Genomic DNA, 20,957 nt, shown 5'->3' on the forward strand with positions numbered 1-20,957 from the left:
AGGCAGTAGTGTGACCATCTGCAACTGCTGGGTGACATCCATGGGAGGGACCGCGCCGATGGCTGACGCAGTCGACAAGGAACGTCAGAAGGACGAGCTGTACGCCCTCGACATCTCCGGTGCGGAGTGGGTCGGCGCCCCCGGCACCAGTCCTGACGAGGAGCGGGTCGAGATCGCGCATCTGCCGGGCGGTGCCGTGGCGATGCGCTCGTCGCTGGACCACGACACGGTGCTGCGCTACACGGAGGCCGAGTGGCGGGCGTTCGTACTGGGTGCGCGGGACGGCGAGTTCGACCTCAGCTAGACGGCACGACGAAGGGGGCTGCCCGCCGTGGCGGGCAGCCCCCTTCGTCGTGAGGAGAGGGGCGTCAGCCCATCATCATGCGGAACCGGGCGGCGTTGCCCTTGTCGGTGTCCTGGTAGCCGACGACGGCGTCGCCGAGCAGCTTGGCGATCGTCTGCAGGTCCTGGTTCAGGCCGTCCATGTCGGTGGCGAGCTGGCGCTGGATGGCCACGTAGGCCTCCTTGGCCTCACCCTGCCACTGTCCGGCGACGCGGTTGACGTGTCCCAGCAGGGTGCGCAGTTCCCCGTCCAGGTCCGACGCGGTCTTGAGCGTGTCGCGCGCGGCCTGGGTCACTGTGTCGTAATTGACGGCAGTGGTCATTGTGTGCTCCTTGGCGAAGTTCGGCGAAACGGGTTCAGGCTGTCGGGACTGCCCGGATCAGACGTCGAGGATGGCGCTGGTATTGCCCTTCGCGTTCTCCATGCCGGAGAAGGACGACAGGCGCTTGCGCTCCTCCTCGTCGAAGCCGTCGGCGCTCATCTTCACCATTCGCTCGAGGTTCTCGAGGCTCTGCTGCAGGTTGCTCAGTCGGCGGTTCACCCGCGTCTGCACTGCGTCGTACTGCTGGCTCGCCGCACCCTGCCAGCCCGCCTGGATGGTGTCGACCACACGGTTCAGGGAGGTGATCCGGTTGCCGAGCTCGATCTGGAAGCTCTGGATCTTGCCACTGAGTTCGGTGATATCACCGGTGGTTACGTCGAGATTCTTGTCCGACATCGTGCCCCTTCTTCCTGCGACAGTGACTGTAGACGGAAGCCGTTCGGATGCCGCCCCCGTGCCGGACCTATGGTCCGACGGTCACTCTATCCACTTGGTACTGCGGTTCCAACTGCAAAGCGGGCCAAGGTCGTTCGCTTCAGCGTGCCCGTTTCCGTGCGGTATCCCTCAGGACCGTCGCCGTCCCTGCGATCACCGCCACCAGTACGACGCCGATTCCGAGCGCATAGGTTGCATAGCGCTCGTTGCGTTCCTGCGGGGTCTCCGTCATGGCCAGATGGGCCGGCTCCGGCGCGGGCGGTCTGGCCGGGCCGGGGTCCTCACGCGGGGCGGGCTGGGGCTTGTCGTCGCCGCTGAGGGCACGTACCGGGTCGATCACTCCCCAGCCGACGAAGTTGTCGTGGCCGTTGATGCTTCGAGTGGCCGTTTGCTCGATCTCGGCGATGATCTCGGCCGACGTCCACTTCGGGTGCTTGGCCGTCAGCAGGGCCGCCACTCCGGCGACGTACGGCGCGGAGAAGCTGGTGCCGTTGTCGACGCACTGCCCGTTGCCGGGAACAGTGGAGACGATGTCCACGCCCGGTGCGGCGACGCCGACGAATTCGCCGGCCTGGGAGAAGACCGCTCGCTCGTTGTTGCGGTCGGAGGAGGCAACGGCCAGCACACCCGGGAAAGCGGCGGGGAAGGTGTTCTTGGCCTTTCCGTCCATGCCGTCGTTGCCGGCGGATGCGACGACCACGATGCCGGCGGTTATCGCCCGCTGCACCGCCTTGTTGAGCGCCGAGTCGAGTCCGAGCGGCTTGGTGGTGTCCTGGGAGATGTTGATGACATCGGCGCGCTTGGCGATGGCGTGGTCGATCGCCGCGGCCATCGTCCGGTCGTTGCCGCTGTTGTTCTCGTCGTTCTGCCGGATCGGAATGATGGTCGACTCGGGCGCGATGCCCACGAAGCCGGTCCCCTCGCGGGGACGTGCGGCGATGATGCCCGCGACCTTGGTGCCGTGGCCCACCAGGTCGACCGTGCCGTCGGTCTTGCCTCGCTTCTCGTCGCTGTTGTTCTTGTCGGGCTTGAGGAGATCCATGCCCGTGGAGGCGTCGACGGCCGACTTGAGCTGGACGTTGTCGTTGTCGACGCCGGTGTCGATGACGGCGACCCGGACACCCTTGCCCTTGGTGTCCTGCCACAACTCGTCGAGCAGGACCCGCTGAAGAGGCCACGGAGTGCCCGCGATCTGCTCCTTCATGGGGAAGGTGCACTCGCCGCTGCCGTCGAGGGCGGCGCCGCCCGCCCCTTCGGCGGCCGCTGCGGCCGGGGGCGCGACCGTCAGGGCGGTGAGCAGTGCCACGGCGGCCGCCGCGGCGGCACGGCTGAGCGGATACAGCATCGGCCCCCCTTACGAACCCTGCGGCTGGCGTGCGCTGTTGGTGTCCAGACGTGGACCCTTGGACAGAAACTCGGACCAGGCGATCGGCACCAGCGACGGGACGATCTTGCCGTATCCGAGGCGGATCTGCGCCTGGCTGGGCTCGGGCCGACCGTCCTGCTGCTCCCCCTGGCCCCCGGCACCGATGTCGGAGCGCTCGGAGTCACTGTCACCGTTCGCCTGGACCGCGTAGCGGAGTCCGGTGTCGGTCACCAGGAAGAGCGACCCGTCGGGCTTCGTCTGCTTGCCCTGGACCTGGGTGTACAGCAGTCCCGAGCCGGGGGTGACGTAGGTGCTGGTGCCGCCCGCGGTGATCTCCGCCGGGTAGGCGGAACCGGCCCAGGTGGACAGGGTCGTACGGCCCTTGTCGTCGACCTTCCGCAGCACGCTGCACACGGTGTCGCGGCCGCCGGTCGCGGAGTTGACGTGCTCGGCCTTCTCCTGCGGCCAGCGCTTGTCCGCGGCGAAGACGTCCGGCTCCGGAGTGAAGGAGGCGGCGTCGACGACCGTCGCCTCGCCGCCCATGTCGAGCGCATCCGTCTGCGGAGAGTTGATCAGAAGCCACGCCGTGAAATCCGAGACCGGCTGGACCTTGCCGTCGAGGACGACGTAGTGCTGCGGTCCGGCACCCGTCTGGGCCTGGAGCACCATGCCGACCTGGTCCTGCTCGGCGCTCAACCCGCCGCCTACACCGGCCGATGCGCCGACGTCACCAGGAATGACGGGGAAGTCGATCGGGCTGCCGTCGTGCAGGGTCGCCAGCCAGTCGTCAGTGACGGGCTGGGGCTCCGTCCGTTCGCCGACCAGTGCGCGGGTGAGGAAGTCGGCGTCGGCCTGGGTTCCGCGGACCAGGTACTTGGTTCCTGCCGCGTCGACCAGATAGCGCCCGCTCTTGCCCTCGACGTACAGGACCTGACCGCCCGTCAATTTCCCCCTGTCCTCGGTCCTCTTGAGGTCACGGTCGGCGAAGATGAACGTCGCCTTCTGCACCGACGCGCCCTTGCCGGCGCCCGGCTGCTCGCACACCGCCCAGCGCTTGGCCCTGGCCGCTTCCTTCTCGCTGGGCAGACGGTCGGGTGCGTACGGGATGCCGAGGATCGGGCCGCGGGGCGGCTTGCCCGAGTCGAGGATGTCGTCGGCTACCTGAATGACCTTGAACTGATCGGGCGTCAGCAGGAGCCGCGCGGAGGCCAGGTTCAGCACCGGGTGGAGCAGGACCTTCTTGTCCTTGCCCTTGCCGGTCTGGAGCACCACGTAGCGGGTGGTGGAGTCCTTGCCGACGATCACCTTGGTGCCCGGTGCCGCCCAGTCCTTGGGGGCCTTCGGCTTGAACATGCCGAAGGCGCCGAAGCCCGCGACGATCAGCACACCCACGATCAGACTCGGCACGATCGCGCGCAGCGGCCGGGGCGCACCCTCTTCCGTACCGGACGGGGAGGGTTGGAGGAATGCCGCCACCGTGCGCTTCTTCGCGAAGGTGTACGCATTGAGCTCATCCCGCCGTGATGCCATGAGTCCCCATTGGTGAAGAAGGCACTGACTCCCCGCGGGGCCCGCGCGGTGAGCGCGGTCCCCGGGCCCGCAGTGTCGGACCGGCCCCCTACTATGCCTGTTGATCGATGGTGCTTGTGGGGCGGGTAGGGTGATCCAGCCGCCGGAAGCCTTGCTGGGCGGGGCTGGACAGGGGTGATCGGGATGAATCGGGGCCTAATGAACCGGGGGGTGCCCAGATGACGGCTTCCGCGACGCGCGCGCGTCCCTCGGCCCGCAGAAGGTCGTCCACACCACCGGTTTCGCCGTCCACAGGTCCCGGTGCCCCACGCCTGCGTGCCCGGCCCGGCCACTTCGGCACGTTCCGACTGCAACAACTCGTGCTGATCGAGACAGCCGCCGCTCTGGTGCTGGTGGCCTGGATCGTCGACCCGCTGTTGCTGGTCCCCGCGGGCGTGGTCGCGGCCCTGCTGGTGCTGCTCGCGGTGGTGCGCAGGCATCGCCGCTCGCTGCCCGAGTGGCTCTCCACGGTGTTCGCCCTGCGCGCCCGCACGCGGAGGGCCAGGTCCCTGGTCATCGCTCCGGACACCGAGCCGGGTCTGGCACCGGTCGTGGAGTGCGACCCGGCGCTGCGGACCTACACGTACAGCGACCGTGACCGGCGTCCGGTCGGAATGATAGGCGACGGCACGTTCCTGACCGCCGTGCTCCAGGTCGAGGCGGGCACCACGGCACTTCGGGCCGACCGCACCGCCCGGCCCCTTCCCATGGCGCTGGTCAGGGACGTCATGGAGGTGGACGGCATCCGGCTGGAGTCTGCCCAGATCGTCCAGCACACCCAGCCCGCGCCTGCCCCGCATCTGCCGCAGCAGTCCATCGCGGCGCGCAACTACGCGCCGCTGCAGGCCCAGACCGGTTCACCGGCGCTGCGGATCACCTGGATAGCCCTGAAGCTCGACCCCGAACTGTGCCCCGAGGCGGTCGCCGCCCGCGGTGGTGGTCTCGAAGGTGCGCAGAAGTGTGTGGTGCGGGCCGCCGACCAGTTGGCGAGCCGTCTGACGGGCGCAGGCTTCAGGACGACCGTGCTCACCGAGCAGGAGCTGACGTCCGCCATCGCCACCTCGTCCTGTGCGAGCCCCATGGCCATCGCGCAGGCCGGCAGGTCCGAAGTGCCCACCCGGCGCACCCAGGAGACCTCCCGCACCTGGCGGATCGACGACCGCAGGCATACGACGTACTGGGTGGGCCGCTGGCCCGGGCTCGGCGGCGGTGGAGCATCGATGCCTCAGCTGGTGGCCCTGCTCACCTCGATTCCGGCGCTGGCGACGACATTCAGCCTGACGCTGGGTCAGGGAGACCGGCAGGGCGTGACCGTCACCGGTCATGTCCGGATCACCGGACGCAGCGACGAGGAACTCCTCGCCGCGCGCCACGAACTGGAGCGAGCGGCTCGCGGGGTCAAGACCGGCCTGGTGCGACTCGACCGCGAGCAGCTTCCCGGCATGCTCGCCACACTGCCGCTCGGGGGAGCCCGCTGATGTCCGCATCCACCGCCAAGCCACGTATCGGTTTCGGCCTCGTCGGCCCCCGCAGGGACCGGCATGCGATGTCCCTGGACCAATTGGCCGCCCTGGCACTGCCGGTGGGGGACGACGGCATGGTCATCGGCGTCGACGCCGAAGGCAGACCCGCCGTACTGGGCATCAACCGCCCCACTCCGTACGACGTGACGCTGATCGGCGGTCTGTGGACGGCTCAGGTCCTAGCGCTGCGCGCTGCCGCGACCGGGGCGAGGGTCACGGTCGAGACCGGTCGGGCGCCGGCGTGGACCACGCTCGCGCAGGCCGCGGGCGGCGGGCAGCAGTGCATCTCGCTGCACGATGTGGGCAGGGTGCCGCCGCAGGGCGCCTCTGCCGGGAGCCCGGTCGTCGTGGTGCGTGACTGCGGAATGCGGCCGCCGCGGGGGCGCGTCGTCTCCGGTCCGTGGCAGTCGGTGCTGACGCTGCTGCCGTATCTGAGCCCGGTCGCACCCCGGTTGATGGAGAAGTCGGGTCTGGTCGGCATACAGCGGGTCTCGCCGGACGAGGCCCGGCAGATCGGTCGCATCATGCATCTTCCCCAGGCGGAGACGGAGGCGCTCTCCACCCTCGCCGACGGGGTCACCCTCTGGTGCACGCCGCGGGACCGTCAGTTCGTCATGACACAGCCCACCGACGCCGAGACCGGATTGTTGGGCAGCGCCCGGCGGATGGACTGAGCGGACCGGTTCCGTCAGGGGTTGCGCCGGTTTGCCCTGCCGGATTTCTCACCCTCTGGTGTACCCGGGTCACCGGGGGGCAGGGCGTGATGTACGGGACAGTGGCCGACGGCCGGACGGGCCTGCCGCAGTGGCGTTGTCGGCGATTAGGCTGGGTCGGGGCAACAGCGGAAGAACCTGCGGGCAGTCCGACCGCGTCCCAGGGGGAGAGCCGGGCCGATCCGAAGAAGGCGGTGGCCCCCGGCCCCGACGGCACAAGGGTGCTCGACCACACCAGGAGGCAAAGTGAACGGCGATCGGGACGACATCCACGGGAGCTGGAACATTCCCGTCGACGAGTCCGACGCGGAGCCCGCCGAGATGACGGGTGAGTTCACCATCGACTACACCCCGCCTGCCTGGTACACGCAGAACGCGTCGGGCGACACCTCGGGCGCGGGCACCGGGCAGCAGACGCCCCCGCCGCCACCGCCGCAGGGTGCGCCCGTGGCGGTGCCGGGGCTGCCGGCAGGGAGCGGCTACGAGCCCAACTGGGTGGCTACGCCACCCTCTCCTGCTCCGCAGGAGCCCACACCGCCGCCTGGGGTGGTGCCTCCGGCCTCGCCGGTGCCGGCACCGGCTGCCGAGCAGACGCACCGACCCCCGTCGGAGGCGCCTGTGGCGCCGCCGGCGAACGAGCCCGCGGAGACCGCCGCCACGCCGCAGGAACCGGAGTTGTCGTGGCAGTCGTTCGGCGGAGGGGACGTGGAGAGTGGGTCCACGATGCGCTTCTCCGCCGGCGCACTGAAGCGCGAGATCGCCGAACGGGCCGCAGCGGAGGCGGCGGACGCGGGCGGGACGGACACCGGCTCCGGTGAGAGCCCGCTGGCGGCACCTGACGCCGGGACGGCGGCCGAGGGCCTGTCCACCGGCCCGGAAGCGTCGGTGGGCGACCTCGATGGGCGCAGCGACGGCGACGAGGCCGTTGCGACCGCCAACGCGGGCGGTACGGAGGGGGCGGAGGGCGACGCGAGCGCAGCGCCCACGGCTGACGGCTCCGACGCGCCGGCTTCGGCCCAGGACGACGAGAACGAGAACGAGAGCGACGACAGCGGTCAGGGCGAGGCCGACGCCGAAGCCGGACAAGGTGACATCACCACCGCGACCGCTCCGGCCGCCGACGACGACGAGCCCTCCGACGCCGTGCCGACCGTCGCGTCCCAGGCGTCCCAGCACTCCGGACCGACCGCTCCCGAGTCCCAGGACCCTCCGGCGGGAGGTCAGCCCTGGTCGCCCGCGCCGACGGCGCAGGGTGGCGGACTGCCGCCGCTCCCGCCCGAGTTCCAGCCGGCCGCACCGGCGGCCGCGCCGCAGTGGCCCGCGACGGCGGCGCCGGGACAGCCGGGCGGCTACGGCTTCCCGCAGCAGGGGCAGCAGCCGGGGCAGCCCGGGCAGCCGACACCCGGTGCACCCGCACCGCAGGGCGGCTACGGCTTCCCCCAGCAGACGGGACCGAGCCAGCAACCCGGAGCCGGTGCACCCACACCCCAGAGCGGCTACGGCTTCCCCCATCAAACGGCTCCCGCCACGCCCGGACAACCCGCCCCCGGCGCGCCGTTGCCACCGGCCGCCACCGGCCCGGGCGCCGCAGCGCCGCAGGGTGGCTACGGCTTCCCCCAGCAGACAGGACCGAGCCAACAACCCGGAGCCGGTGCACCCACACCCCAGAGCGGCTACGGCTTCCCCCATCAAACGACTCCCGCCACGCCCGGACAACCCGCCCCCGGCGCGCCGTTGCCACCGGCCGCCACCGGCCCGGGCGCCGCGGCGCCCCAGAGCGGCTACGGCTTCCCCCAGCAGCCGGGGCAGCCCGGGCAGCCGACACCCGGTGCACCCGCACCGCAGGGCGGCTACGGCTTCCCCCAGCAAACGGGACCGAACCAACAACCCGGAGCCGGTGCACCCACACCCCAGAGCGGCTACGGCTTCCCCCAGCAAACGGGTCCCGCCACGCCCGGACAACCGGCACCCGGACAGCCCGCATCGGGCGCGCCCGGGCAACTGCCGCCACAGGCCGGCGCGCCGGCACCGCAGGGGCAGCCGTACCAGCCGCCCGGTCCGCCGATCGACCCGCGTACCGGAGGGGCTTGGCCCACGCCGGTCACGCACGACCAGCGCGAGCGCTCGGTGCCCGGCGCTCCGCTCGGTTACACGGCGGCCGTCGAGCTGTCCTCGGACCGGTTGCTGCGCAACAACAAGCAGAAGCCCAAGTCGAGCCGCAACCCCTCCGGCGCCACCCGCTTCAAGCTCGGCGGCAAGAAGGAGGAGGCAGAGCGGCAGCGGAAGCTCGACCTGATCCGTACGCCGGTGCTGTCCTGCTACCGGATCGCGGTCATCTCCCTCAAGGGCGGTGTCGGCAAGACGACGACCACCACGGCGCTGGGCTCGACCCTCGCGACGGAGCGGCAGGACAAGATCCTCGCCATCGACGCCAACCCGGACGCCGGCACCCTGGGCCGCCGGGTGCGCCGCGAGACCGGGGCCACCATCCGTGACCTGGTCCAGGCGATCCCGTACCTGAACTCGTACATGGACATCCGCCGCTTCACCTCGCAGGCGCCCTCCGGTCTGGAGATCATCGCCAACGACGTGGACCCCGCCGTCTCGACGACGTTCAACGACGAGGACTACCGGCGCGCGATCGACGTGCTGGGCAAGCAGTACCCGATCATCCTCACCGACTCGGGCACCGGCCTGCTCTACAGCGCGATGCGCGGGGTGCTGGACCTGGCCGACCAGCTGATCATCATTTCGACACCGTCCGTCGACGGCGCGAGCAGCGCGTCGACGACTCTGGACTGGCTCTCGGCGCACGGGTACGCGGAGTTGGTGCAGCGTTCGATAACGGTCATCTCCGGGGTCCGTGAGACCGGCAAGATGATCAAGGTCGACGACATCGTGCAGCACTTCCAGACCCGTTGCCGCGGCGTGGTGGTCGTGCCGTTCGACGAACACCTCTCCGCGGGCGCGGAGGTCGACCTCGACATGATGCGGCCCAAGACCCGTGAGGCGTATTTCAATCTCTCCGCGCTGATCGCCGAGGACTTCGTGCGTGCCCAGCAGCAGCAAGGGCTCTGGACGGCGGACGGGAACCCTCCGCCCCAGGCCGCCCCGCCGATGCCGGGCCACGGCCAGGGGCAGTGGCAGGGCCAGGCCCAGCCCGGGCAGCCGGTTCCCGGGCAGCCGGGTCAGCCCGTGCCCGGCCACCCGTACCCGCCGCAGCACCAGCAGCCCCAGCCCCCGTACGGCGGGCCGCAGCAGGGGTATCCGCCGCAGGGTTGGCAGCAGCAGCCTCCCGCCCAGGCGCAGTCCCCGGGGAATCCGGCCGGTCCGCCGCCCCCGGCGGCCGGCGGACCTGATGCGCAGCAACAGGTTCCGCCGGGCCAGTTCCCGCCTGCCGGATGGTCGCAGCAGCAGCCTCCGCAAGCACCGCCAGCCCCTCAGCAGTAACGCGACAGAGGTCTGAACCAATGAGGGCCCGCACCGACTTCCCGGTGCGGGCCTTCGTCGTATTCCCGCAGCCCACACGGGGTTTGAGGGGCCGTTGACGCGGCATGACCACCCTGATAAACCTTCGCTTCACCAGCTGGCGAACCAGAGATCACCAACCCGCCCTCTCCGTGCGAGTAATGACGCGAGGTCACTGTCCATGGTTACAACGGCATTACCCCAGAGCGCCCGGCAACGCCCCCGCTTCCGATTGGTCCTCGCCACTGGCGCCGCGGCCGCCTCGTTGGTGACGGCGGGCGCCGTGGTCCCGGAGGCCCAGGCGCAGCCTCAGGCGCGGGCGGCGGCCGCCGACAACGGCAGGCAGGTCCTCACCGTCGCCGTGTCGCAGAGCATCGACTCGCTGAGCCCGTTCCTGGCCCAGCGTCTGGTGAGCACCTCGATCCACCGTCTGGCCTACGACTACCTGACGAACTACGACCCCGAGGACGGCCACACCGTCCCGGGTCTCGCCACCGAGTGGAAGCCGTCGGCGGACAAGCTCACATGGACCTACGCCATCCGCGACGACTCCAAGTGGTCGGACGGCAAGCAGGCCACCGCGGAGGACGCGGCCTGGACGTTCAACAAGATGATGACGGACCCGAACGCCGCCACCGCCAGCGGCAGCTTCACCGCCAACTTCAAGAAGGTCACCGCGCCCGACCCCGAGACGCTGGTCATCGAGCTGAAGGAACCTCAGGCCACGATGACGGCCCTCGACGTGCCGATCGTGCCCAAGCATGTGTGGGAGAAGGTCGGCGACTTCTCGAAGTTCAACAACGACAAGCAGTTCCCCATCGTCGGCAACGGCCCGTTCGTCGTCACGGACTTCAAGGTCGACCAGTATGTGAAGCTCGCGCCGAACAAGGCCTTCTGGCGCGGCGCGCCCAAGTTCGACGAGCTCGTCTTCAAGTACTACAAGGACGGTGACGCCGCCGTCGCGGCCCTGCGGAAGGGCGAGGTGTCGTTCGTCCAGGGCCTGACGCCGGCCCAGGCCGAAGCCCTGAAGAGCGCCGAGAACATCAAGGTCAACGACGCTCCCGGCCGGCGCTTCTTCGCCCTCGCCACCAACCCGGGCGCGCAGTCCAAGGACGGCAAGAAGTTCGGCAACGGCCACAAGGCGCTGCTCGACCCGGCCGTGCGCAAGGCGCTCTTCCACGCCATCGACCGCAAAACCATCGTCGACAAGGTCTTCCAGGGCCACGCCGTCGAGGGCGAGGGGTACATCCCGCCGCGCTTCGAGTCGTACTTCTGGAAGCCGGACGCGAGCCGGAAGATCGCGTACGACCCGGCGAAGGCGGCTCAGATCCTCGGCGGGGCCGGCTACAAGAAGAACGGCAACGGCAAGCGACTCGGCAAGGACGGCAAGCCGCTCGACTTCCGCATCCTGTGCCACGCCACCGACCCGAACGACAAGGCGATCGGAAAGTACCTCCAGGAGTGGTGGGGCGAGCTCGGCATCGGGCTGAAGGTCGAATGCCTGGACAACGTCTCGGACCCGTGGCTCAAGGGCGACTACGACCTGGCCTTCGACGGCTGGTCCGTCAACCCCGACCCGGACTTCGTCCTGTCGATCCACACGTGCGCAGCACTGCCCGCCACGCCCAAGGACACCGGCGCGACGGACAACTTCATCTGCGACAAGCAGTTCGACGGGCTGTACGCGCAGCAGGCCGCGGAGTACGACCCCGCCAAGCGCGCCGACCTGGTCAAGCAGATGCAGTCGCGGCTGTACGACACGGGCTACATGAACGTCCTCGCGTACCCGAACGCCGTCGAGGCGTACCGTACGGACCAGATCAAGTCCATCACGACGATGCCGGAGGCGGCCGGCAACATCTACGGCCAGGACGGCTACTGGAGCTGGTGGTCGGCAGAGCCGGCCGCGGCCGACGACGGTTCCGACAGCGGCTCGTCCATGGGCGTGGCGATCGGCGCCGGCGCGGCCGTCGTCCTCGCCGCCGCTCTCGGACTGTTCGTCGTGATGCGGCGCCGTTCCACCGCGGAAGACCGTGAATAGTCGATGAGCACCACAAGCACGACCGGCACGACCGCTGTGGCGCGGGCCCCCGAGGCCCGCGCCGCGAGCGGCGGCAACGTACACGCCTATCTTCTCCATGTCGCGGGCAGGCTCGGCGGCGCGGCGGTCTCGCTGCTCGCCGTCCTCGTCACCAGCTTCTTCCTCTTCCGGATCATCCCCGGCGACCCGGTGAAGGCCATGACCCATGGCATGCCGACGTCCGCGGAGCAGATGGCCACGCTGCGGCGGCAGTTCGGCCTCGACAAGCCGATGTGGCAGCAGTTCACCGACTACTGCGCGAACGCCCTGACGGGCGACTTCGGCATGTCGTACCAGTTCCACGCGCCCGTCGGCGACCTGATCGCCCAGAAGGTCCCGGCGACGCTGCTGCTCACCGGGGTGGCGGTCGTCATCTACTCGGCGATCGGGCTCTGGCTGGGCACCCGTTCGGCCTGGCGGCACGGCAGCCTCGGCGACAGGCTCAACACGGGCATGGCACTCACCCTGTGGTCCGTGCCGGGCTTCTGGCTCGGGTTGCTGCTCATCATCACCTTCTCGGTCGGCTTCGGCCCACTCCCGGGGATGTTCCCGACCGGCGGCATGGAGTCGGGCAACGAGACCGGCTTCGCGTACGTCATCGACGTGGCGCACCACATGGTGCTGCCGGTCCTCACCCTCGTCGCCGTGGGGTACGCCCAGACGCTGCTGGTGATGCGCTCCTCGCTGCTCGACGAGATGGGCAGCGACTATTTGACGACGGCACGGGCCAAGGGGCTGCGTGACGACGTGGTGCGGCGCCGGCATGCCGTGCCCAACGCGCTGCTGCCGACGGTCACCATGGTGTTCATCAACCTCGGCCATGTGGCCGCCGGTTCGATCCTGGTCGAGACGGTCTTCTCCTGGCCCGGGCTCGGCGGGCTGTTCTACCAGGCGCTGAGCGTGCCCGACCTGCCGCTCGTCCAGGGTCTGTTCGTGGTCTTCGCGGGCGCGATGATCGTGATGAATCTCCTCGCCGACCTGCTGTATCCGCTGCTCGATCCCCGGGTGGGCCGATGACGACGACACCGACTCCGCCGACGAAGCAGGTGACGCCCGGGACCGGGCCGGCCACCGGCCCCGTCCGCACCGCGAGGTCCCTGGCGTGGGAGCGGCGCCGCCACTCCATGGCCCGCTTCTGGAGCTCGTACCGCACCCACCGCGCCGGGCTCTTCGGCCTCGCGGCGCTGGCGCTCATCGCGCTGACCGCGCTCACCGCGCCGCTGCTCGTCGGCAGCGACGTGCAGAGCGTCACCGCCGCGCCCGGCACGGCCATGGAGAAGCCGAGCGGCGAATTCCCTCTCGGCACGGACCAGTTCGGACGCTCGCTGCTCGGGCTGCTGGTGTGGGGGGCGCGAATCTCGCTGACCGTGGGGCTGCTGGCAGCCGCGCTGTCCGTGGCCATCGGCACACTCGTCGGCATCATCGCGGGCCACTACGGCGGCTGGTTCTCCACCGTGCTGATGCGGATCACGGACTGGTTCCTGGTCATGCCGACACTGGTGCTGGCGATCGTGCTGGCGACCGTGATGTCACGCAACATCTGGACCGTCGTCATCGCCATCGGCGTCACCAGCTGGCCCACTACGGCACGGCTCGTACGGGCGCAGACCATCGCCGTGGAATCCCGGCCCTACATCGAGCGCGCCAAGGCGCTCGGCGGCGGACACACCCACATCATGAATCGTCACGTCCTGCCGAACGTGATGCCGCTGGTGCTCGCGCAGACCACGCTCGGCATCTCCAGCGCGATCCTGACGGAGGCGACGCTGGCCTTCCTCGGTCTCGGCGACCCCACCGTCGTCTCCTGGGGCGGCATGCTCCAGGACGCGCGGGAGGCGGGCGCGGTGTCCTCCGGCCACTGGTCGTACCTCGCCCCGCCGGGCATCGCCATCGCGCTCGTCGCCCTCGCCTTCACCCTGTGCGGGCGGGCCATCGAGTCCGTACTCAATCCGAAGCTGGGAGTGGCGCGTTGAGCCTGCTCGAGGTCAAGGACCTGCATGTGACCTACGGCTCCGGGACACGGGCGGTGCCCGCCGTCCGCGGCGTGGACCTGTCCCTGGCCGCCGGGCAGAAACTGGGCGTTGCGGGTGAGTCCGGCTGCGGCAAGTCGACGCTGGCACTCGCGCTGCTGCGGCTGCTGCCGGCCTCGGCGAAGCCGACCGGCGAGATCCTGCTCGACGGCGAGAACGTCCTCACCATGAAGTGGGGGCGGCTTCGGGCCGTGCGGTGGGCGGGTGCGTCGATCGTCTTCCAGGGCGCGATGCACTCGCTCAACGCGGTGCACCGGGTCGGCGACCAGATCGCCGAGCCGATCCTGCTGCACCGCAGGACTATGACACCGGCGGAGGCGAAACGGCGCGTCGGTGAGCTCCTTCAGCACGTCGGGCTGCCGGTGACCCGTGCGGACGGCTATCCGCACGAGCTGTCGGGCGGGCAGCGGCAGCGTGTGATGATCGCGATGGCGCTCGCCTGCGATCCGCAGTTGATCGTGGCCGACGAGCCGACGACCGCGCTCGACGTGATGATCCAGGCGCAGATCCTGCGGCTGATCGAGCAGCTTGTCGCCGAGCAGCACATCAGCCTGCTGATGATCAGCCACGACCTGGGGGTGCTCGCCGACACGTGCGACCGGCTCGCCGTGATGTACGCGGGCCGGGTCGTGGAGGAGGGCCCTGCCCGCGCGGTGTACAGCCGCGCGGAGCATCCGTACGGGCGGGCGCTGTCCGCCGCGTTCCCGCGCATCGGCGACCCGGCCTCGCGCCGTGCGCCGCGCGGCCTGCCCGGTGACCCGCCCGACCCGTCGGCACTGCCGAGCGGCTGCGCGTTCCACCCGCGCTGCGCCCTCGCGCTCGACTCGTGCTCCGAGCAGGACCAGGAGCTGGTGCCTGCGGGCGAAGGCCGCCGGGCGGCGTGCGTACTGGTGGGTGCGGGTCCAGCGGGTGCGGGTGCAGGAACGGAGATGCAGCTGTGACACAGGAGCACGTCATGACCGCGACCGCCACCGCCTCTCCCCTGCTGTCCGCCTCCGGGCTGCACGTCACCTTCCCCGGCCGCCGGGGCGGGCCGTCCGCGCGGGCCGTGGACGGCGTCGACCTGGACATCGGCGCGGGCGAGATCGTCGCCCTCGTCGGCGAGTCCGGCTGCGGCAAGACGACCCTCGCGCGCTCGCTCCTCGGCCTGGTGGCACCCACCTCCGGGCAGGTCACCTTCGGCGGGGAGCCCCTCGGCCACGGCTCACGCGCACTGAAGACGTACCGCAAGCGGGTGCAGCTCGTGCTCCAGGACCCGAGCGGATCGCTCAACCCGCGGCACACCGTCTACGACGCCGTCGCGGAAGGCCTGCGGATCCACCGTTACGCGGGTGACGAACGCGCGGCCGTCGCCGAGGCGCTGTCCCGGGCCGGTCTTCGTCCGCCCGAACGCTTCTTCCTCCGCTACCCGCACGAACTCTCCGGCGGCCAGCGGCAGCGTGTCGTCATCGCGGGCGCGCTGGTCCTCGAACCGGAGCTCATCGTCGCCGACGAGCCGGTGGCCTCGCTCGACGCCTCCGTACGCGGCGAGATCCTGGCGCTGCTGCTGCGGCTGCGTGACGAACTGGGCCTGTCCGCACTGGTCGTGACGCACGACCTGGGCCTGGCGTGGAACATCGCCGACCGGGTGGCGGTGATGTACCTGGGGCGCATCGTCGAGTCGGGGCCGGTCGAGGATGTGCTGACTTCGCCGCAACATCCCTACACGCAGGCACTGTTGTCGGTCCTGCCGGAGTCCGAGGTCCCGCCGGTGGTCCTCACCGGCGAGCCGCCGGACCCGTCCCGTATCCCGGAGGGCTGCCGCTTCCACGCCCGCTGCCAGATCCTGTCATCGGGCGAGGCCGCACGCGCGGGCGTCGCGGACCTGTGCCGCTCCCGGGCCCTCCCGGTCCTCCCGAACGCACACGCCGCCCAGGTCGCCTGCCACTGGGCAACGGCGTCGCCCTGAGTCCGGTCCGGGTCGCGCGGAGGCGTGACCCGGACCGGGTCACGCCCGGTCGTACTCCGTGGTCAGTTCTCGGCACTTCTTCACGTCGTCCCCGATCGCCACCAACAGCGACTCGATCGTGTCGAACTTCTTCTGGCCCCGCACATACGCCAGGAAGTCCACCGCCACGTGCAGCCCGTACAGATCGAGCCCCACTCGGTCGATCGCGTACGCCTCCACCGTGCGCTCCGTCCCGTCGAACTGCGGGTTCGTGCCCACCGAGATCGCCGCCGGCATCCGTTCGCCGGCTGCGGTCAGCCAGCCCGCGTACACGCCGTCCGCGGGGATCGCGGTGTGCGGCAGGGTCTCCACGTTCGCCGTCGGGAAGCCGAGTTCGCGGCCGCGCTGGGCGCCGCGGACGACGACGCCCTCGACGCGGTGCGGGCGGCCGAGGATCTCGGCGGCGCCCTCGACGTCGCCCTCGGCGATCAGTCGCCGGGTCAGGGTGGAGGAGAAGGGCTCGCCGCCGCCTGCCTCGCCCCGTACGTACAGGTCGACGACCTCGACGTCGTAGTCGTACGTCGCTCCGAGTTCGGTGAGGAAGGCGACGTTGCCGGCCGCCCGGTGGCCGAAGCGGAAGTTGGGGCCCTCGATGACCGCGCGGGCGTGCAGCTTGTCGACCAGTACCTTCACGATGAAGTCGGCCGGTGAGAGCTTCGAGAACTCGGCGGTGAAGGGCAGGACGAGCACCGCGTCCACGCCGAGCTCGGCCATCAGATCCGCACGCCGGTGGTGCGGTGCGAGCAGCGGCGGGTGGCTGCCGGGGCGGACGACCTCGCTGGGATGCGGGTCGAAGGTCACGACGACCGACGGCACATCGAGTTCACGCGCCCGCTCCACGGCGCGCCCGATGATCAGTTGGTGCCCGCGGTGCACACCGTCGTAGGAGCCGATGGTGACGACGCTGCGTCCCCAGTCCTGGGGGATGTCCTCCAAGCCACGCCAGCGCTGCACTGTGACCGCTCCTCGCCCGAACCTGTGTACGTGATTACCGATTACGCAGGTCTAAGACTGCCATGCCCCACGCTCCCGGTCGGCATCGGCACCTGACCGTCCCCGGTGCCGAGCGCCCGGCAGGCTTCCACCACGGCCCATTCCTGCGGGTCCGCGGCAGGCCAGCGCGACATCAGCGAGGCGAAGGCGGGCACCTCGCGGGAGAGCTCGGTGAGCCGCCGGTCGAAACAGACGGCGCCCTTGGGGGTACGGACCAGAAGCAGGCCCGTGCGGTGCACCAGTGCGCGGGTCCAGGCCTCCTCCCGCACGCCGCAGCCGTGCGCGGCGGCGTGCAGCAGGGCGTCGAGGACGGCGACGTCACGGGCCGCGTACTGCTCGTACCGCAGCAGTTCCTCCAGCAGCTCGGCCCGCAGCGGGCGGGAGGCAGGACTGCCCGGGGCAGCGAGGACGGGGGCCAGGGCGCTGCGTACGCCGGCTGGGCGGCCGCGCACCAGGTGGGTGACGAGCGGGAAGAGCACATCGCCCCCGTCCGGTCCGTGCTCGAGGCGGTGGTGGACGTACGCGGCCGCGTGCGCGGCACCGTCGGGGCGGTGGTCGACGTACTCGCAGACGAGGGCGGCGACGCGACGCGCGGTCGCGGCGGTGGTAGCGGCCTCCGCGAGTGTGGCGAGGATCTCTTCCGCGTCGGCCGTGGTGCCCGGCCGCAGCAGGCGGGTCCGGAAGGCGGTGAGGACCGGGCCGGGGTCGGTGGCCACGGCGTCGGTCAGCGCGGCGACGGGCAGCCGGGGGTCGCCCGCCGCGACGAGGTCCAGGGCACGTTCCAGGTGCCGTGCCCTGCTGACCGGATCGCGGACCAGGACAGTGAGCGCCGGGCCGTAGGCGTCCCGGGTCCCGGCGAGCAGTGCGCGTGCCGCGCGTCGGAGCAGGTCCCGGTCGGCGGCCTCGGTGGGCGCGAGCAACGCGGCGTAGGCAGCGGCCGCTGCCCGTCGCTCGGGGCGCGGGTCGCGGGCCCAGCGGTCGACGGCCCGGCACATCGCGGACGGTTCGTCCTCCGTCAGCGCGTGGAGAAGTTCGGCGGCCCGGGGGTGGGCGGCGTCGACGAGGGCTTCGGTGAGGTCGTCGGGCGCGAGGCCGCGGCGGGCGTAGAGCAGTGCCTGGGCGGCCGCGCCGACGGTGGGCCGCACTGCGGTGTCAAGGCCGGCGGCCAGCGGGGTGTCGTCGTCGAACCATCGGCACAGCAGCGGCTGTACGGCGCCGGGGTCGGCGGTCAGCCGCTCGTCGGCGAGCTCCAGATGCCGCGGTACGAGGGCGTCGGCGGACGGCGGAGGGTCGCTGGGGACGAGCCGCCGCAGAAGGTCGAACCTGCTCGGGTCGCCGAGCGCCGGCCGCGCCCAGAAGCGGGGCCCGAATTCGCCGCCCGGCCGCTCCACGAGCCGGTGCAGCACGGCGAGAAACGGCTCGGCGTCCGGCACGCGTACCAGCACCTCGCGCAGCAGCGCGGACGCCCACCAGCGGGCGTCGGGGGTACACCGGTCGTCGAGCGCGTCGACGAGTTCCCAGAGTTTGGAAGCCAGGAGGCCCGCGCCACGCTCGCGGCCGAGAAGGAGAAGTCCGTGGACGACAGGGCCGATGCGATGACGGGGCACGGCGGGGCCGTCCTCGCCGGGGCGGTGGTGCAGGAGGGAGCGCAGTGCCACGTCGAGGTCGAGATGCGCGCCCTGGATCCAGTCGGCCAGTTCCTCGTGGGCGAAGCGGTAGCCCTCGCCGGCCGGGACCAGCAGACCCTCGGCGAGGACGGCAGACGCCCAGCCGTCCGCACAGGGGAAGAGTTCCTCGAACGCCGCGTGGTCGAGTTGCCCGTGGCCGGGCCCGAGGCAGCGCCGGGCGGCCTCGTGCGTCCTGTCGGCGACCGTGGCGGCGAGCCGGCGGACCGCGCTGCCTCGGGGCTGGGTGCCGCTCCGGGCGGTGATGCGTACGGCGACCCGCAGGCACACCAGGTCCAGGTACGCGCCGAAGACGTCCTCCCGCCCCGGCCTGCCCGCAGCTGCGCCGGGCACGGCCCGGCGCAGCTGCGCGAGCAGCCGGAGGACGAGCGGATGCCGCTCGTCGACGGCCGCGACGGCACCGTCCTCGAGGCCGTACCGCTCGCGCGCCAGCCGGGCCTGCTCGGGAGTGAGGTCCCCCAGCCGCAGGGCGGGCGGGGTCCCCGGGTCCGGCGCCACGTAGGGGTCACGGCCCGGGTCCGGGCTGCCCGGAGCCGGCTCCGGGCAATGGTCCCGGTAAGTCCGGCTGCGCGGTACGCCGGCGGGGTCACCGGCCGTACGGCTCCGCGATGCGTCGCTGCCGCCGGGCATCACCTGCGCCGGCGAACCGGGACCCTCATGCGGCCGAGCGGGGGGCAGGCCCACGGCGGCCGTCGGCCGGGGCGCGGGTGCACTCGATCCCTCCGCGGGGAGAGCGGAAGGCCTCCCGCACCGCTGCGGCGCGAGCTGAACGCCTGCCGGCGTCCCCGACGGACGGGCGCCGGGGACGCCGGCAGGCGGCTTCAGCACGGCGGTCCTCGCCGAGGCCTTCGCGGCCGCGCCGGCTGGCATGGCGACCGTCGCCGGCCCGGGGTCGGTGTCCCACGCGGGGACACCCCCGGACTGCTCGCCCCTCGCAGCTCCTGCGGCGACCGCCACCGCGAAGGCGCCCGCAGGCCTCCCGCCAGTACCCGCGCAGCCGCCGGGCGGCGACGACACGCGTGCCGGTTCCCAAGGCACCGGGAACCTGTCCTGCGCCTCCGGGCCGGTACCCGCCCCGGGCCGGCTGCCGCTCGCCTCGGACGCGGCGAGCACGCCCGAGGGCGTGGCCGGCTGCAGCGGGGTACCGCCCTGTGCCACGCGGGGCGGAACCGGGGCGGGCCCGCCCCCGGCCGGGCGGTGCAGCACACCGGGCGGATAGAGCACCCCGGCCTCGGCCCAGTACTCGGGGCGGCAGGACACCACCAGCCTGACGCCGGAGGAGACCAGCCACTCAACCGTGGCCGCTGTCCACTCCGGCAGGGCCCCTGCCGCCTCCGGCGCCATCTCCTCCAGGCCGTCCAGGACGACGAGCAGCGGCCGCCCTGCCTCTGCGGCCAGCCGCGCCACCTGGTCCGGGCCGACGCCGCGCTCCGGTACGGCGAGGATTCGGGCGGCGCCGCGCAGCGTGCGCGCCACCGCGACGGCCAGTGATGCGTCACCGGCCCGCAGGTCTGCGCCGCGCAGCCAGAGCGTCGGGGCCGGTTGGGGGCCCTGGGCGCGGCGGTCGGCGAGGGCGCGGAGTTCCGTCGTACGGCCGGTCCCGGGGGCGCCGACGAGCCCGAGCACCCGACCGGTGCCGCTCTGCCCGGTGAACGCCCCGAACTCCCGTGCCATCTCGGGCCGTCGGACGGGCTGCGGCCGGTCCTCGTCCAGGGCACCGGCCCGGCCGAGCGTAATGGCGGTCAGCGCCAGTACCGCCGCGAGGTTCAGGTCCTGCCCGTACGCGGGCGCGATCGCCGCGTTCCTGCGCAGCAGGGCGGCATGCGGCTCGGACCGGGCCGTGCCCAGGGGCCGTGCGAGGTCTGCCGCCGGGGCGCCCGGAGGGGGCGCGGCGGCGAGCACGGCGAGGACCGCTCCGGTCGCCGCGTCGAGCACCGGACCACCGGCGGCGGTGCCCGCCAGCCGCAGGGCGTCGCTGCCGTCCGTGCCGATGGCGAGTTCCAGGACGCCGTGGCCGGCGGCGAGCACGCGGGCCTCTCGCCAGCCACCCGCCGGGAGGCGCACATATGTGCCCGGCTCCACGCGTTCGCGGGCGCCGAGGGGCAGAGGCGGGAGCCGCAGACCGCGCGCGTGGACGAGGGCGAGAGCGCTGTCGGGCAGCGGGGTGACGGCGTCGGCCTCGACTGCGGGCCCGGAGCCGTCCAGGGGCACAAGAACGGGCCGGATCAGACCTCGGACCACGTCATGGCCGGTCACGACCGTGCCGATGTCGTCGGCGACGAAGCCGGTGCCGTACGGCCGACCGGCCGGATCGCAGATCCGTACCAAACTTGCCAGGTCAGCGCGTCCCATGCGGACGACGTTAGGTCGAAGATGATCAGTCGGAGAAGTCCGCACGACGAACGCGCCCCCCAGTGCACCCCCGTTCACTCCGAGCGCCTGG

15 protein-coding genes are annotated in these 20,957 nt (G+C 71.7%); 9 read left to right on the forward strand and 6 right to left on the reverse strand.

The genetic code is table 11. The features are described 5' to 3' along the window. Nucleotides 1-58: 58 nt before the first annotated feature. A complete protein-coding gene (locus IE198_RS23655) occupies nucleotides 59-304 on the forward strand; it encodes a DUF397 domain-containing protein (protein WP_189889858.1) in 246 nt (81 codons plus the stop codon). A 64-nt stretch (nucleotides 305-368) separates the two neighbouring features. Here IE198_RS23655 and IE198_RS23660 read toward each other — a convergent pair whose 3' ends face one another. The 4 genes from IE198_RS23660 to eccB all read right to left on the reverse strand — a co-directional run bounded on the left by IE198_RS23660 (nucleotide 369) and on the right by eccB (nucleotide 3,996). Continuing rightward, nucleotides 369-665, reverse strand: coding sequence for a WXG100 family type VII secretion target (locus IE198_RS23660; protein WP_189889860.1), 297 nt, complete (start codon nucleotides 663-665; stop codon nucleotides 369-371). A gap of 57 nt (nucleotides 666-722) precedes the next feature. Further along, nucleotides 723-1,061, reverse strand: coding sequence for a WXG100 family type VII secretion target (locus IE198_RS23665; protein ID WP_189889862.1), 339 nt, complete (start codon nucleotides 1,059-1,061; stop codon nucleotides 723-725). A gap of 139 nt (nucleotides 1,062-1,200) precedes the next feature. Next, the gene (gene mycP, locus IE198_RS23670; RefSeq protein WP_189889864.1) at nucleotides 1,201-2,445 is read right to left on the reverse strand and encodes a type VII secretion-associated serine protease mycosin; all 1,245 of its coding nucleotides are present in this window, start codon (nucleotides 2,443-2,445) and stop codon (nucleotides 1,201-1,203) included. Between the two features lie 9 nt (nucleotides 2,446-2,454). Further along, on the reverse strand, nucleotides 2,455-3,996 hold the full coding sequence (gene eccB, locus IE198_RS23675) for a type VII secretion protein EccB (protein ID WP_189889867.1): 1,542 nt from the start codon (nucleotides 3,994-3,996) through the stop codon (nucleotides 2,455-2,457). A gap of 218 nt (nucleotides 3,997-4,214) precedes the next feature. Between eccB and eccE the strand changes: the two genes are divergently transcribed. The 8 genes from eccE to IE198_RS23710 all read left to right on the forward strand — a co-directional run bounded on the left by eccE (nucleotide 4,215) and on the right by IE198_RS23710 (nucleotide 15,797). Further along, on the forward strand, nucleotides 4,215-5,513 hold the full coding sequence (gene eccE, locus IE198_RS23680; RefSeq protein ID WP_189889869.1) for a type VII secretion protein EccE: 1,299 nt from the start codon (nucleotides 4,215-4,217) through the stop codon (nucleotides 5,511-5,513). Then, a complete protein-coding gene (locus tag IE198_RS23685) occupies nucleotides 5,513-6,232 on the forward strand; it encodes a hypothetical protein (protein ID WP_189889871.1) in 720 nt (239 codons plus the stop codon). Before eccE ends, IE198_RS23685 begins: the two co-directional genes overlap by 1 nt. A gap of 285 nt (nucleotides 6,233-6,517) precedes the next feature. Then, nucleotides 6,518-9,721 (forward strand): SCO5717 family growth-regulating ATPase, encoded by a 3,204-nt coding sequence (locus tag IE198_RS23690; RefSeq protein ID WP_189889873.1) that lies wholly within the window; start codon nucleotides 6,518-6,520, stop codon nucleotides 9,719-9,721. A gap of 199 nt (nucleotides 9,722-9,920) precedes the next feature. Further along, nucleotides 9,921-11,780: an ABC transporter substrate-binding protein gene (locus IE198_RS23695; protein ID WP_189889875.1), complete on the forward strand. Its 1,860-nt coding sequence runs from the start codon at nucleotides 9,921-9,923 to the stop codon at nucleotides 11,778-11,780. Between the two features lie 3 nt (nucleotides 11,781-11,783). After that, nucleotides 11,784-12,836 (forward strand): ABC transporter permease, encoded by a 1,053-nt coding sequence (locus IE198_RS23700; protein WP_189889877.1) that lies wholly within the window; start codon nucleotides 11,784-11,786, stop codon nucleotides 12,834-12,836. After that, nucleotides 12,833-13,792 carry an ABC transporter permease gene (locus IE198_RS35505; RefSeq protein ID WP_229834270.1) on the forward strand — a complete coding sequence of 320 codons (960 nt, stop codon included), beginning with the start codon at nucleotides 12,833-12,835 and terminating at the stop codon, nucleotides 13,790-13,792. Before IE198_RS23700 ends, IE198_RS35505 begins: the two co-directional genes overlap by 4 nt. Next, nucleotides 13,789-14,790: an ABC transporter ATP-binding protein gene (locus IE198_RS23705; protein ID WP_229834271.1), complete on the forward strand. Its 1,002-nt coding sequence runs from the start codon at nucleotides 13,789-13,791 to the stop codon at nucleotides 14,788-14,790. The genes IE198_RS35505 and IE198_RS23705 overlap by 4 nt, the downstream gene beginning before the upstream one ends. 14 nt (nucleotides 14,791-14,804) lie before the next feature. Continuing rightward, nucleotides 14,805-15,797, forward strand: coding sequence for an ABC transporter ATP-binding protein (locus tag IE198_RS23710; protein ID WP_189889879.1), 993 nt, complete (start codon nucleotides 14,805-14,807; stop codon nucleotides 15,795-15,797). 39 nt (nucleotides 15,798-15,836) lie between these two features. Here IE198_RS23710 and IE198_RS23715 read toward each other — a convergent pair whose 3' ends face one another. Both IE198_RS23715 and IE198_RS23720 read right to left on the reverse strand, forming a co-directional pair. After that, on the reverse strand, nucleotides 15,837-16,790 hold the full coding sequence (locus IE198_RS23715; protein WP_189889881.1) for a bifunctional riboflavin kinase/FAD synthetase: 954 nt from the start codon (nucleotides 16,788-16,790) through the stop codon (nucleotides 15,837-15,839). Between the two features lie 41 nt (nucleotides 16,791-16,831). Further along, entirely contained in the window at nucleotides 16,832-20,866 is a 4,035-nt protein-coding gene (locus IE198_RS23720; RefSeq protein WP_189889883.1) for a hypothetical protein, read from the reverse strand. Between the last annotated feature and the right edge of the window lie 91 nt (nucleotides 20,867-20,957).

Source organism: Streptomyces xantholiticus (assembly GCF_014651015.1).
Classification (GTDB): Bacteria; Actinomycetota; Actinomycetes; order Streptomycetales; family Streptomycetaceae; genus Streptomyces; species Streptomyces xantholiticus.

Excerpts from the sequence above, each read along its gene's own strand:
- IE198_RS23655 (WP_189889858.1), top strand. The coding sequence starts at position 59 with ATGGCTGACGCAGTCGACAAGGAACGTCAGAAGGACGAGCTGTACGCC.
- IE198_RS23660 (WP_189889860.1), bottom strand. The coding sequence starts at position 665 with ATGACCACTGCCGTCAATTACGACACAGTGACCCAGGCCGCGCGCGAC.
- IE198_RS23665 (WP_189889862.1), bottom strand. The coding sequence starts at position 1,061 with ATGTCGGACAAGAATCTCGACGTAACCACCGGTGATATCACCGAACTC.
- mycP (WP_189889864.1), bottom strand. The coding sequence starts at position 2,445 with ATGCTGTATCCGCTCAGCCGTGCCGCCGCGGCGGCCGCCGTGGCACTG.
- eccB (WP_189889867.1), bottom strand. The coding sequence starts at position 3,996 with ATGGCATCACGGCGGGATGAGCTCAATGCGTACACCTTCGCGAAGAAG.
- eccE (WP_189889869.1), top strand. The coding sequence starts at position 4,215 with ATGACGGCTTCCGCGACGCGCGCGCGTCCCTCGGCCCGCAGAAGGTCG.
- IE198_RS23685 (WP_189889871.1), top strand. The coding sequence starts at position 5,513 with ATGTCCGCATCCACCGCCAAGCCACGTATCGGTTTCGGCCTCGTCGGC.
- IE198_RS23695 (WP_189889875.1), top strand. The coding sequence starts at position 9,921 with ATGGTTACAACGGCATTACCCCAGAGCGCCCGGCAACGCCCCCGCTTC.
- IE198_RS23700 (WP_189889877.1), top strand. The coding sequence starts at position 11,784 with ATGAGCACCACAAGCACGACCGGCACGACCGCTGTGGCGCGGGCCCCC.
- IE198_RS35505 (WP_229834270.1), top strand. The coding sequence starts at position 12,833 with ATGACGACGACACCGACTCCGCCGACGAAGCAGGTGACGCCCGGGACC.
- IE198_RS23710 (WP_189889879.1), top strand. The coding sequence starts at position 14,805 with ATGACCGCGACCGCCACCGCCTCTCCCCTGCTGTCCGCCTCCGGGCTG.
- IE198_RS23720 (WP_189889883.1), bottom strand. The coding sequence starts at position 20,866 with ATGGGACGCGCTGACCTGGCAAGTTTGGTACGGATCTGCGATCCGGCC.